The sequence below is a fragment of the Microbulbifer jejuensis genome, from assembly GCF_047289955.1.
Classification (GTDB): Bacteria; Pseudomonadota; Gammaproteobacteria; order Pseudomonadales; family Cellvibrionaceae; genus Microbulbifer.
This window is the reverse complement of record NZ_JBLBUB010000001.1, coordinates 251,962-264,155: the sequence shown is the minus strand read 5'-3', so window position 1 is coordinate 264,155 and position 12,194 is coordinate 251,962. Positions and strand designations below refer to the sequence as shown.

General features: G+C 51.9%; 20 protein-coding genes. 11 read left to right on the top strand and 9 right to left on the bottom strand.

From position 1 onward, the window contains the following. Window positions 1-137: 137 nt before the first annotated feature. The 9 genes from ACL7TT_RS01310 to ACL7TT_RS01270 all read right to left on the bottom strand — a co-directional run bounded on the left by ACL7TT_RS01310 (window position 138) and on the right by ACL7TT_RS01270 (window position 4,159). Window positions 138-518, bottom strand: coding sequence for a hypothetical protein (locus ACL7TT_RS01310; protein ID WP_413392509.1), 381 nt, complete (start codon window positions 516-518; stop codon window positions 138-140). Then, entirely contained in the window at window positions 515-805 is a 291-nt protein-coding gene (locus ACL7TT_RS01305; RefSeq protein ID WP_413392507.1) for a nuclease domain-containing protein, read from the bottom strand. Before ACL7TT_RS01305 ends, ACL7TT_RS01310 begins: the two co-directional genes overlap by 4 nt. Next, a complete protein-coding gene (locus ACL7TT_RS01300; RefSeq protein ID WP_413392505.1) occupies window positions 792-1,235 on the bottom strand; it encodes a hypothetical protein in 444 nt (147 codons plus the stop codon). Before ACL7TT_RS01300 ends, ACL7TT_RS01305 begins: the two co-directional genes overlap by 14 nt. Continuing rightward, complete coding sequence (locus ACL7TT_RS01295; protein ID WP_413392590.1) at window positions 1,235-1,798, bottom strand: replication protein P; 564 nt, start codon at window positions 1,796-1,798, stop codon at window positions 1,235-1,237. Before ACL7TT_RS01295 ends, ACL7TT_RS01300 begins: the two co-directional genes overlap by 1 nt. Beyond that, the gene (locus ACL7TT_RS01290; protein WP_413392503.1) at window positions 1,701-2,576 is read right to left on the bottom strand and encodes a helix-turn-helix domain-containing protein; all 876 of its coding nucleotides are present in this window, start codon (window positions 2,574-2,576) and stop codon (window positions 1,701-1,703) included. Before ACL7TT_RS01290 ends, ACL7TT_RS01295 begins: the two co-directional genes overlap by 98 nt. A gap of 322 nt (window positions 2,577-2,898) precedes the next feature. Then, window positions 2,899-3,150 (bottom strand): hypothetical protein, encoded by a 252-nt coding sequence (locus tag ACL7TT_RS01285; RefSeq protein ID WP_413392501.1) that lies wholly within the window; start codon window positions 3,148-3,150, stop codon window positions 2,899-2,901. A gap of 354 nt (window positions 3,151-3,504) precedes the next feature. After that, window positions 3,505-3,681, bottom strand: a complete 177-nt coding sequence (locus ACL7TT_RS01280) for a hypothetical protein (RefSeq protein ID WP_413392499.1) — start codon at window positions 3,679-3,681, stop codon at window positions 3,505-3,507. Window positions 3,682-3,699: 18 nt separating this feature from the next. Next, entirely contained in the window at window positions 3,700-3,888 is a 189-nt protein-coding gene (locus ACL7TT_RS01275; protein WP_413392497.1) for a hypothetical protein, read from the bottom strand. Window positions 3,889-3,931: 43 nt separating this feature from the next. Beyond that, window positions 3,932-4,159 (bottom strand): helix-turn-helix transcriptional regulator, encoded by a 228-nt coding sequence (locus ACL7TT_RS01270; RefSeq protein WP_413392495.1) that lies wholly within the window; start codon window positions 4,157-4,159, stop codon window positions 3,932-3,934. A gap of 102 nt (window positions 4,160-4,261) precedes the next feature. Here ACL7TT_RS01270 and ACL7TT_RS01265 point away from each other — a divergent pair, with 102 nt between their 5' ends. The 11 genes from ACL7TT_RS01265 (at window position 4,262) to ACL7TT_RS01215 (ending at window position 12,013) form a co-directional block, all read left to right on the top strand. Then, window positions 4,262-4,921, top strand: coding sequence for a helix-turn-helix domain-containing protein (locus ACL7TT_RS01265; protein WP_413392493.1), 660 nt, complete (start codon window positions 4,262-4,264; stop codon window positions 4,919-4,921). Between the two features lie 18 nt (window positions 4,922-4,939). Further along, window positions 4,940-5,209 (top strand): hypothetical protein, encoded by a 270-nt coding sequence (locus tag ACL7TT_RS01260; protein ID WP_413392492.1) that lies wholly within the window; start codon window positions 4,940-4,942, stop codon window positions 5,207-5,209. A 516-nt stretch (window positions 5,210-5,725) separates the two neighbouring features. Further along, on the top strand, window positions 5,726-5,959 hold the full coding sequence (locus ACL7TT_RS01255; protein WP_413392490.1) for a hypothetical protein: 234 nt from the start codon (window positions 5,726-5,728) through the stop codon (window positions 5,957-5,959). Then, on the top strand, window positions 5,956-6,675 hold the full coding sequence (locus tag ACL7TT_RS01250) for a hypothetical protein (protein ID WP_413392488.1): 720 nt from the start codon (window positions 5,956-5,958) through the stop codon (window positions 6,673-6,675). The genes ACL7TT_RS01255 and ACL7TT_RS01250 overlap by 4 nt, the downstream gene beginning before the upstream one ends. Before the next feature lie 7 nt (window positions 6,676-6,682). Continuing rightward, entirely contained in the window at window positions 6,683-7,189 is a 507-nt protein-coding gene (locus ACL7TT_RS01245) for an HNH endonuclease (protein WP_413392486.1), read from the top strand. Further along, complete coding sequence (locus tag ACL7TT_RS01240) at window positions 7,186-7,596, top strand: hypothetical protein (protein ID WP_413392484.1); 411 nt, start codon at window positions 7,186-7,188, stop codon at window positions 7,594-7,596. Before ACL7TT_RS01245 ends, ACL7TT_RS01240 begins: the two co-directional genes overlap by 4 nt. Continuing rightward, a complete protein-coding gene (locus tag ACL7TT_RS01235; RefSeq protein ID WP_413392482.1) occupies window positions 7,589-8,341 on the top strand; it encodes a recombinase RecT in 753 nt (250 codons plus the stop codon). Before ACL7TT_RS01240 ends, ACL7TT_RS01235 begins: the two co-directional genes overlap by 8 nt. Beyond that, a complete protein-coding gene (locus tag ACL7TT_RS01230) occupies window positions 8,338-9,903 on the top strand; it encodes a YqaJ viral recombinase family protein (protein ID WP_413392480.1) in 1,566 nt (521 codons plus the stop codon). The genes ACL7TT_RS01235 and ACL7TT_RS01230 overlap by 4 nt, the downstream gene beginning before the upstream one ends. An 84-nt stretch (window positions 9,904-9,987) precedes the next feature. Continuing rightward, complete coding sequence (locus ACL7TT_RS01225) at window positions 9,988-10,518, top strand: hypothetical protein (protein ID WP_413392478.1); 531 nt, start codon at window positions 9,988-9,990, stop codon at window positions 10,516-10,518. Between the two features lie 448 nt (window positions 10,519-10,966). Then, entirely contained in the window at window positions 10,967-11,533 is a 567-nt protein-coding gene (locus ACL7TT_RS01220; protein ID WP_413392476.1) for a BRO-N domain-containing protein, read from the top strand. Between the two features lie 210 nt (window positions 11,534-11,743). Beyond that, a complete protein-coding gene (locus ACL7TT_RS01215) occupies window positions 11,744-12,013 on the top strand; it encodes a helix-turn-helix transcriptional regulator (RefSeq protein WP_413392474.1) in 270 nt (89 codons plus the stop codon). Window positions 12,014-12,194: the final 181 nt, after the last annotated feature.

Genomic DNA, 12,194 nt, shown 5'->3' with positions numbered 1-12,194 from the left:
ATCGTCCCGAAGAACCGTTTTCAGCCTCCGCCTGGAGCCGGTCACTGCTGTACTCTTTCCAGCGATGGCCTCATAGTCGAATGTTGTGGTTGGACTATCAAAGGCGTCATGCCAGGCTTGTCGAGCCGAATGAAATCTCATTGCTTGGATACCAACAAGTTGTGAACCAATAGAGCCGCTTCTCCACTCTTCACCAGTCGCGCCCCACAGCGGTAGACATCCCAGCCTAGCCGCATTGCATGGTGGTACTTCTCTAAATCTGCCTCAAAGCCAGCGCCGCGGTTGTGCCTGCCATTGATCCAGACTCCGCCTTCTATCTCCACTGCAAATTTGCGCTCTGACCATGCGAAATCAAAGCGCCAGTCTTTCAAGCCGGCAGCGGCCAAGCGCTTGCGCAACCCCTTACCAAGGCCAACAATCTGAGCGGCGAACCGATACTCACGTTCAGGTGCCGCTAATCCCGACTTTCTACCCAGAGCCAGGAGCTGAGTGGCGAACATCTCCTCCAGGGCGCTCATCGAATCAACCCCTTGTCTCGCATCCGAGTCTGCGTTTCATACAGTGCCCGTAACTTGCTGCGCTCTATCTCCGCTATTGAGATCTCGGTCTTACAGCGCCCGTCGATCACATCGTGGCAACAATTACAGCCATACACGCCCCACCAGTCGGGAGACTTGCGGGCCAGACCGGAGTTGCTGGGCAGGTGGCACAGCACCACGGTTTCAGGATTGCTATTGCAGTGCGGGTAGAGGCGCAAAGTACAGTCCTCTCCGCGCGCTGTTTGGCGCAACTTAGTGTTGCTCATGCAGCAATGCTCCAAAATCCACGCCCTTGAGGGTGTACTGGTTAAACACCGAGTCGATATAGCGCTGGCATTGCTTGACCGTCATCAACCGCGTCACCGGAAACCAGGCCATCAGATCGAGCTTGTCTTGATAAGCCACCGGGCGAATGATCTTGTCGTAGCTCTCACGGAATTTTTCGTCTTCCTCCCGCAGAATCGGCACCCCAATGGTCAACTTGCACTCGGCGCGGGCATGGTCGCTGTCATTACCGTAGAGGGCGCGACCAATGCGCTGGTACAGCTCGAAGCACATACGGTTCTGGTCCAGACTGCGGTCCTTACCCAGGCGCCAGAAGAAGCGCAGTACCTTGTGCTCTTCAAACAGGCGCTCACACTGGACGAAGAAGCCCTGCAAGCTGGCTTGGCTATTAACCTGAAATTGTTCTGGCATCACGCATGCTCCGCTGGGGTTTCCTCGTCGGCAAACAGGGATTTCAAGTTATCCAAATATGCCTGCGGATTGACCTTCCTCTGGTGCATCGTCCTCACCGGCCCAATACTGCGATTCTGTGGGATATATTTCGGAAGCTCACGGCCGGCCTTGATGTCTCGACATACTTGCATCCAGGCATCGGAGAACAGACGCCGCTGCTTGTCATCAGATTTCTGCGCCATCACGCTCCAGTCGAGCTTCTTGTACGCGGCATAGACCGCTGGGTGGAGCCTGGAGAAATCGCGGTTCGTCTCTCGCGGTCCCATGAACCGCTGAAGCTGTCTGAAAGCTTCCTGCTCACTCGGTACATCCAACTGGCTCAGCTTCCGCAATCCGCACATCTCGATAAAATCTCCAGTCGATGGCAAGAATGGTCCTGCGCTTTGCCGAAGCTCAGCCAAACCGCCTTCGATCACGCTCCAGTCAGAAATGCCTGCCTCCATCAGCGCCAGCAGCCACTGGTTCTTGGCCGCTCCAATCGCCGACTGGTCCGGGAAGGCCGCCCGCCAGCCCGGCTTGATGCCCGCCAGTTGCTTGAATAACTCGTTCACGAGCTGCGCCGTTGAGCCAGTCGGTTTCATCGGTGAATGGGTTTGCCGGTTGTGATGAGCCATTGCCATTGGGCTGCCCTCCGTGGTTGCGTAGGTGGTTCTGGAGCCAGTCAAATCGAAAGCCCTGCCAGCCCTGCTTGCAGCAGAGCCCGAGGCAGTCATCCACCGAGTACCCGGCGTTGTGCGCTGCCCGGAGTTCCTTGGCCATCAGGTTGACAGCGGTTTGGGTAAGCGGGGCTCGCTTGGCTTTGCGGACAGCCAGCCAGTCGGACAGGATTTGGTTATCAGGGGGATTGGGCCAGCTATCGAAATTGATTTTCGACTTCCCAGGTTTTGCAGGGGCGCGCTTGCGCGCACCACCACTGGTTACTTTGTTAGATCGTTTCTTTGTATATTCTTTACTTTGTAGTGTCGGCAAATCCGTATCCGGCAAATCCGTATCCGGGTTTTCAGGAAGTGGATAATCCGCGCCATCCACTTCCGGATTTTCAGGAAGTGGTGCATCGAAAATCTCATAATCTGTGCCCTGCATTTTTCCGTTGTCATCACGCACTGGAGTGCGACGGGCATAACGCAACTCGATCAGCTCATTCAGTAGTTTGTAAATCTTATCTCTGCCTTCCTGTGACTCTCTGGCCAATGCAGCAACAGATACGGTCCAGTTGTCCGGTTTTGACAGAAGGTGGATCAAGAGGCCAGCCGCTCCGTATGACAGCCGACGGTCCGTAGCAACTTCATTGGAAATCACCAGGTAATGCGATTCTGGACGCGGCCCTCGCCTAATCATTTATGTCTCCGTCCGCTTCTGCGGCTTTAAATGGTTTTGGTACTGTTGCTTGGAAAGGTGCCGGTCTGCCTCGGCTGCCTCACCACTACCCAGGTGACGGGATCTCGCGGTATGCTGGAAGCTCCTACACCAACAGCTACCAGAAAAAATAATGAATAACTTACTAGTTACCTATGACTTAAATCAGCAGCTCAGGCTCCCTCCAATTGTCAAAGCCCTTCAGGACATCAGTGCCGGTTATTGGGCAAGGCTATCTGAGTCGTCCTATGTAATCAGTACCGATTCAGACCCAGCTCAAATTTTGTGTGCTCTGACATCCTTGATCGATCAAAACGATAAGCTGTATGTCATTACTCTGAATTCGCCATGGGCAAGCTGTGGCTCTAAGGAGGTGAACGCATGGCTTGACCGTGCACTCTCCTGATCTGATCACCTCTACAGCTCCACCATCTTCAATCAGGCGCTCTAGTAGCGCCTCGGAATCAGATGTCAGTGGCTCCAAAACAAACTCGCCATTAATTTTTCTAATCTTCATCTCATCTCCCTTTTTTGGTTGGAGAAAAAAACCAGATCGACACAGTAGAGAGGGGGCTGGATAAATGAGCCAAACTCACGACCCAACCGGTTGAGTCGCTTGATTGGAAACAAGCCATGAAAACCAATCTCAATATTGAGGTGACCATCTGCTGGCACAAGATCATTACCTCTTCAGCAGCTCTGCTCTTTGCGCTCAGCGAAAGTGGCCTCCTCTAACCAAGCCCCAGGACCGGTTGCACCCGGTCCTGGGCACTACCCAGCCCCCCTCTCTACTATGCCGATCTGTTAAAAAACTCTGGCAGCGCTTGGGCTGTCAGGAAAAATCTATGTTCAGCCACCTTTCAGGGACTATTCAGGTCCTCCTGAACGCCCGAATATTACCTTTCGGAATTCCGGGCTTATTTCGTTTCTTTAACTCTCGCTTCACAATTTCGGCGAAGAATTCTTCCGTAGTTTTGCCATATTTTTTGGCCAGTTGATCTAACTTTTCGGCCTGCCCATGCGTGAACGGTGTGAACATTTCCTTCATAGGCCCTCTCCGGGGCCTTCAGGCCGCTTGACCTTCGTTGCTATCCTCATCAGAGAACAGCGCTAGCTGTGCTTCAACAAACTCACGCACCAGGACTGCTTTTTGCGTTCTGTTGAACTCTGCTAGTGACTCGATAAGTTTGTAAGTCGCGTCATCAACGCGTAATTTGATCTCACGGTCCTTAATATGCTTGGGGTCTGCATACATGCTTGATGCCCTTATCTTTATTCAGTTGATTCCTAATGGTTATTCAGGCCGCAGAGTCGTGGCTGCCAGGTGCTGGAAACACTTCGTCGAACGAGCATGGCGCGCCATTGCTGTTCAGCACCCGAAGGATTCGCCGAACATCATCTACGCCAGGCACCCGGGCGCCGGTTTCGTAAGAAGACCATCGGCTTTGGTGCTCCCAGCTAGCCTTTGCCGCAGCTTCAGCCTGTGTAAGCCCGGCCTTCTTTCGGTAATCAGCAATCCTATTCATTTGCTTCTCCGTATCACATGAGAGAAGAATAATCACGATATGTGATATATGTCAACACAAATTGCGTTATGCGTTTACCACACTCCGCGTTATAAGTGCGGCATGAGCATTGGTAAACGAATTAGAAGCGCCAGACAGGCAAATGGTTGGTCACAAGCCGAACTGGCCCACCATTGCGGCTGGGAGCACCAGAGCCGTATTTCCGGCTATGAGAACGACAAGCGAGAGCCGAGTTTTGAGGATGTCCGCGTAATCGCTAGCGCCTTGGGTATCCCTGCAGTATCTCTGTACTCAGATGGAGCCAACTCAATACAGGAGCAAGATGGAAATTATCACGCCAATGTGGCGCCGGGCCCCGACATTCGCGGCAAGATACCGCTAATCAGCTGGGTGCAGGCTGGCGATTGGGCTGAGATTGTCGATAACTTCACGCCCGGCGAGGCTGACGAGTGGCGTGAAACCACAGCCCGCGTGGGACCGCACGCCTTTGCCCTACGCGTGGAGGGCGACTCCATGACTGCGCCGAGCGGGCTATCAATCCCCGAGGGTTCGGTTGTGATCGTGGACCCGGATGCTGCCTATATGAACGGCTCCATCGTCGTCGCCAAGCTGGTGGACACCCAGGAGGCCACGCTCAAAAAGCTGGTGATCGACGGCCCCAACAAGTACTTGAAGCCGTTAAATCCGGCCTACGCTCCAATCCCCATCAACAGCAACAGCCGCATTGTCGGAGTAGCCAAGAAATTCGAATTCGATTTATAAGAACATCCGAGGGCCGATATGAACTACAAGCAGAGACTGACCTTGATCTGTACTGCTATTGCAGTATTTATCATGGTAATTTTTCCTCCATATGTGATTATCGGCCCACGCCACACCATCCTTAAAGCTGGTTATGGGTTTTTGCTCGACCTCCCCCTTTACGAGTATAGAATTCCTGCAACGGTAGATGCAAAAACACTACTCATGCAGATTCTGGCAGTTCTCATCATCTGCGGGCTAGCTTTTACTGCGCTTAAAAAAAAAGAACCCATGATGAAGAAAGAATAATTCCAATACTTTCGACCCTGACGCAGAAGGCTTTTTTAACAAGATGTAAAATCACCTGTTTTTGGCATGGGCTTAGTAAGTCTGAGGCTAACAATTTCGTTGTTTCTCATACAGAATTTTTGCTTAAGCGCTATAGCGAAAAATATAAACCTGAGCGTGCGCTAGCAATGTTGAGCATCTTAACATTGCGAAAGAGTATGGATGCTTCCATTCATTTTATGGGTTGTGCTGAAAAGTATGCCACATCAATGATCCTGAAATATCCGAATACAGCGCTTAGCTCTGTATTGTTGAAGAACGTTAAAGCAGCAAAGGCCACATAGGACAAAGCTCGACATCCTACCGAAAGCCCGCTCCACGCGGGCTTTTTTGCGTCAAAAATTAGCTTCTCTGACCATACCTGACTGTTTAGTCGCATATTTTATGCAAAATATCGCGATTCGCGTTGACTGCAATATCTCGTTATGTGATATTTAAGATATCACGAAAGGCAATAGCGGTCAGCAAGGAAGGGACATGACAGCCACAGCACAAAAGCTACCGGAAGCCCCTTGGGCTGAATTGATCGAACGCCGTCTCGGCAGCCTGGAGGATGTGATCGCGCTCGTGCAGCGAGCTATACCTGAAGTGGGCAAACCCGGCGGATCGACCATATCCAGCACAATTCTGACAAGCGGTTGTATTCGCCTCGACAGTGCCACTCGTCAAGCTGAGCCCGACCTGAAAGGGTTCCAGGAGGTGGCGCAATGATGCCCTTCGCCACCAACTCAACCAGACCAGTAGAGAGCGCACTGAGTGACTTTGAGCGCCACCAAGACGGCCAGCCAGAAGAAACTGCCGAAGATACAAAGCGCGTGGAGAGGGGCATTGCGGAGTATTTCTTGGAGCACATCCTCCCTAAGAAATGGCGGGATCGTTCTCGCCTGGAGACCTGCTGTGAATCTCGATTCTCGGAGATTGCCCTGGATGAAATCGACAAGAGCCGCATGGGTGACATTCTCCTGTGGGCCAGTGCCAGCCAAGAGTTTGCCAACGAATGCGCCTTGAAGCTGGCTAAAGCGTTTCGCGAAGAGCTGGAGCCGCTTGCCGTAGAGCATGGTTACATCGAAGGGCTGCCAGGCTCCTGGCGCAAACCCACCGAAGACGAAATTGAAAACGTTACATTCTTCATAGAGATGTACCTGATGCGGGAATCAGGAAAGCTCAGCCAAGAAGCCGCTCTCGCTCACAACCTCATCGATAAGCACATCCCCACCTTTATCGAAAAACTGGCGGAAGGCTCCGATTCAACCGGCCAGAGCCTTCTGGCCACAACGGCTCTGGCCGGCTACCGCAATGAAGCCGGGGATTTGATTCACGACGCCGCATTAGCCACCACTCGCTATATCGCCGAGAAATATTTCTGGCAGTTCGAGAAAGCGGCACGCACTGCCGGGTATATCGCCGAAAACGCTCCTTTGAATTAATAGGGGTATGCCTGAAATGATCAACCGCCTCTCTGAAAAACGAATCATCAGCTTCATGAAGTGGCTTGCCAACCATGGAGCAGAGATGCTGCCGATCACCAATGAATATGAGGTGATTCGTTTCCGTTGTTCCCAAGGCGTCGGTGTTATCTATCGAAACAGCAAGGGTAAATTCTCTGTCAGCGGCCCACTCGTTATTGAGGCTTTAACCGCATTTTTTTCCAGTGGAAAGTGGGCCGGAAAGGGAAAGCCAACAAAGGGATTTTGTGGGAATAAACGTAAGCAGCAGCTTTTGAAGCGAGACGGCGATGAATGTTTCTACTGTGGGCGACCGTTTGAACTTGATAAGGATATCACTGTGGAGCATCTGGTTTCACTAAGCCAGCGCGGCCCGAACAGAATAGAGAATTTAGTGCTGGCTCATAAATCCTGCAACCAGAAAGCTGACAATCTCCCGGTCATTGAGAAGGTTCGGCTGCGCGAAAAAATGCGGGCTGAGGTGAACAAGAAATGAAAACTATGCAGATAAAGAAAACCAGCATCAGTAGAGCCGCAGTTCGGATAACTCGCATAGCCAGTTATCTATTCCCCACTCTGAAAATAAGCGCGGTTCGCGACTGGGAGGCGGACTGGTGGGAAGAGGTTTGTATAGCTGTTCGGGAGCGCTGCCGCAATGCCTACGAGCGCTGGGGATACTTGGAAAACCCCTATCCGGAGGGCGATTTACGGCGCTGGGAGTGGATACAGGAATCCCAAGCAATCATTCGTGAACGTTTGCAGTCAGCCCTGGGCGACATTAGTTGGGCAGAAGAAGCCGTCTACGAATTAGGTGCAGCAAAACGCGGTGAAATTATCCCTTTCCCGCAGCAGGAAGCGGCTAAACAAAAAGTGAACTGGGAGTGTGAGGATATCTATGTCTAGGGAAATTGCAAAAACCGGTGGCTTTGCATTGCAGCCTCAAAACATGAGCGAAGCCATGGAAATAGCCAACATGCTGGCCGCCAGCCAAATGGTGCCAAAGCAGTATCAGGACAGGCCCCAGGACGCACTGGTGGCCATGATGATGGGTGGCGAGCTTGGACTCAACCCAATTCAATCTTTGCAGAACATCGCAACCATCAATGGAAAACCCTCCATCTACGGTGATGCGCTCCTGGCCCTAGTACAAAACCATCCCTGCTTTGGTGGCCATGAAGAAAGCTTTGACGAGCAGACCATGACCGCAACCTGCACAGTCTGGCGCCGTGGAGAGGATAAGGTTCACACACAGACGTTTAGCCAGGCTGACGCCCAAAAAGCAGGGCTCTGGGGCAAGTCTGGTCCCTGGACTCAATACCCCAAGCGCATGTTGATGTGGCGGGCGCGAGGTTATGCCCTGCGCGATAAGTTTTCTGACGCCCTCGGTGGATTAATCACAGTGGAAGAGGCCCAGGACATCCCCGGAGAGCGTGACATTACTCCACGCAGAGAGCCCGCTAAGCAATGCCTGCCCGAACAGTATCCAGACGAGAAATTCAACACGAATTTTGAAACCTGGAAGGGCTTGATTGTGACAGGCAAGAAATCCCCCGAAAAAATCCTGGCCACACTTGAGAGCCGTGCAGTCCTCAGCGAAGTACAGCGCCAGAAAATTCTAGCTATCGGCAATGAGGAAGCAGCAGCATGAGAATTCTAAACCTTACCCAAGGTACTCCTGAATGGCACGCCGCCCGCGCTAAATACTTCACTGCTAGTGAGGCACCCATAATGATGGGGGACTCCAAGAGAATTAAGCGCACCGAGCTTTTGAGCTTGAAGTTCACCGGTGACGAAAAGGAATACAGCGATTGGGTTCAAAAGAACCTTTTCGACAAAGGCCACGCTTTAGAGGCAAGTGCTCGCCCAATTGCTGAGTCAATCATTGGAGAAGAGCTGTACCCGGCAACCGCTGTTTGTGATGAAGACTATCTGCTGGCCAGTTTCGACGGTATCACCATGGATGATCGCATTATCTGGGAGCACAAACAGTGGAATGAGGAAAAGGCTTCCACTGTCCAGTCTGGACAGTGCCCTGTAGAAGATGCTTTCCAGGTCCAGCAACAGCTGTTAGTAAGCGGTGCTGAAAAGTGTCTGTACATGGTGTCTGACGGCACCGAAAACCGGTGCGTCCATCTCTGGTTACTACCAAATGAAAAGGATCAACAATTTATCCTGGCAGGCTGGCAGCAATTCGCCGAAGACCTGAAGAACTACCAGCCAGAGCCAAAGGCGAATGAAGTTGTTGGCCAGGCTCCTAAAACCTTGCCGGCTCTGCATATCGAAGTTAAAGGCATGGTCACCGCCAGTAACTTGCAGGAATTCCGTAACCACGCCTCGACCGTATTCAAAGGCATTAGCACAGATCTGGATACCGACCAAGACTTCGCCGACGCAGAGAAGACCGTGAAGTGGTGTAAAGAGGTTGAGGAACGCCTCAGCGCGGCTAAAGCGCATGCTCTCAGCCAAACCCAGTCTATCGATGAACTCTTCAAAACAATCGATGACATTAGTCAAGAGGCCCGCGGCAAACGCTTGCAGCTTGAAAAGCAGGTTAAGGCCCGTAAAAGCGAGATCCGCGAAGAGATCGCCATGGAAGCAGCTAAGGCCATGACAGATCACATAGAGCAGATCAATCAGACCTTGGCTGGCATTGTTCGGATGCCGGCCATCCCTACCAACTTTGCCGGCGTTATGAAGGGCAAGAGAACCGTTGCCAGCCTGCGCGATGCCGTCAACACCGAGCTGGCCCGCGCCAAAATTGAAGCCAACCAGATTGCCGACAAGATCCGTATCAATCTGGAAACGCTTCGCACAGCTACTGCTGGCTATGAAACGCTATTTTCCGATACCCAGGCTCTGGTACTGAAAGATGGTGATGACCTTCGGGCAGCTATCACTGCACGCATCGCCGAACACAGAGAAGCTGAAGAAAAGCGCAAACAAGAAGAGGAACAGCTTCAAGAGGAAGCCCAGCGCTTTGGTGAGCAAGTAGATCGGGATTGTGAACGCGCTCAAAAGTCTCACATTCAGCCAGCAAACCCGTCCATCAGTCAAGTCTCCTCTCCCTCCACCCGAAGGAGGCGCCCCTGCGATGCAGTAATCATTGGCACCATCGCCACTCAATTTCGGGTGAACGAATCCACGGTTATTGAATGGCTTATGGACATGGATCTTCAGAGCGCAAGCAAAGCTCTGGCGAGTAATTTTTAACCCGCGCCCCTGGCGCATTCAATCAGCTGTACCCCCAAGCTTAGGGCCTTTGGTACTGGGCCCATTTTTTAAAAGGATCTAATTATGGATGTCAAAATCGAAAGCGCCCAGCCCTACGAAACTGTCGAAGCACCACAGGCTGAAATCCCTGAATGGATAAAATTCGCAGGAAACGAGACAGGCGGCCTCCCTGCAGGGATTGAGGAGGGCACCCCAATCGCCATCCGCCTGCGTCAGGGCACAGAGCTGGCTGTATTTGCCGGTGACTCGTTTGATCTGACCCTTGGGGATTGGGATCACGACGACCACGAAAAAGATATCGTCGCCTATCGCCTGCTCTCAGTCAAAGAAGCGCGGGAGTTTATCGGGGCACAGGCTGTTATCGAACACGTCTCCCCACAGTTAGAGAAACAGCTTGATCACTGTACAACCGTCATCAATGACCTGAAACAGCAATTCGGCAACCCCCTATTTGAGAGCCTAATGCCCAAAATTGTCGCTACCCTCCGCTGTCCAGGCGGCAAGTACAAAAGTGTCACTGCCAACGCTACCAAATCCGAAGCCTGGCTTTTACAGCAAGTCATGCCGGCGTTTAGTGAACCACCCAAGGATTGAAAACCCAGAGCCGGTGTAGGGCCGGCAGATTTAGAAGTCACCTTAAGCCCGCACTTGCGGGCTAAGTCGGTAGAAAAACCAGCGAACGCGAGAAAATAGGTTGAGTCAGAAAGTGATGGATTAAATAGGCATGAACATGCAAAAGGCGCCAATACGGAAGAGCACACTTCCCCTGTTGACAAAAATCGGGGAACAGTGCCATGCTTATCCCGCTCTCGCAAAATCGAGAGCCGGGATATGCAACCCGTATTTACAAGGCGCCGGAAAGACGCCTTTAGCTGTATGCGTCTTTTTTTGTGCGCGAAACCTCCTTGTTATGGTGGGGTATTCGGGGGGCCTTCGGGCCCGCCGTTTCCTTGTAGCGGTATTGCATACCCGTCTACCCCGCCGCCTTATCGAGATATGCAACTCCTTGGCGGCGGGTAATCAGCTATGCAAGGAGGCTATCATGCCAAACTCCCCTGTCATTCCGTTTGACTTTCACTCCCATGCTGTACGCGTCATAGAAGCTGATGACGCAATCTGGTTCGTTGCTACCGATGTGGCGACAGCCTTAGAGTACACAACTGCCAAGGATTTAGCCCGTAACCTGGATGACGACGAAAAGGGTAGGCAGATTGTGCCCACCCTTGGCGGCGACCAGGAAATGACCGTCATCAACGAATCCGGCCTGTATCACGCGGTACTCAAGAGCCGCAAACCTAAGGCACAAGAGTTCCGCCGCTGGGTTACTTCGGAAGTTCTACCCACTATCCGCAAAACCGGTGGCTACCACGCAACTCAAACCACAGACGCCGACAAATACGCCCTGCTAAACGCCATGGTGGCCCAGATGCGCCTGCCAGGTAACCCAGTCGTAGTGCCTTATCTGGACCTGATCCGCCTTGCCACCCGCTGCGACGCAATGATCAAGTTAAGCCATAAAACCGCAGGTTTGGCGGAGTGCCTGACACAAGACCTGCAACAACTAAAGGCTGCCACTGGGCGAGGGCTTCTACTGGAAGACAGCGCATGAACTATTCACAGAATGCAAACAGAACCTCTCAAGGAACGGCAAGGAGAGAAGAAATGAATATCAGATGACCCTACCTCCTTACTAACAGCCGGTGTTGTTTTTTTATGCTCCGCCCTGGAAAAAAGCTAATTAATTTAATCGACAAATCTAATGCTTTCCGCAGTAATAACAAAATGAAATTGAGTAAAGACGAAAGGAAAAGCAGATCTGATGAATGTGGCGCGGCTTTGGCCGCGTCGCAATTTACAGAATAAGGAAATGAAGCACTGTGACTCAAAAGGTAAGAATATGAAAACACCTCGCCGCATTTTGCGATTACCTGAAGTTGAGCGACTCACCGGCTATAAACGTAGCAGTATTTACCGGATGGCCAAGGAAGGACAGTTTCCTCAGCAAAAGCGGATAGGGCCAGGCGCCGTTGGCTGGGACAGTCGAGAGGTGGAGACTTGGGTAGAGAAAAAACTTGATGGTGTCGCATAAAAACATTCACCTGATTTGGCGATGCTTTACGACGAGCCTACTAGATGTTTTTCCAAAATGGCCTGGAAGCACACCCCAGATCCACATAGTTTAAATGCCTATAGGCTTGTTGGGATGCTTGAAGAGTAGCGCAGTATTAAGTGGGGGGCTAAGTGGGGGATTGTAGAGCTAAGAAATAAAA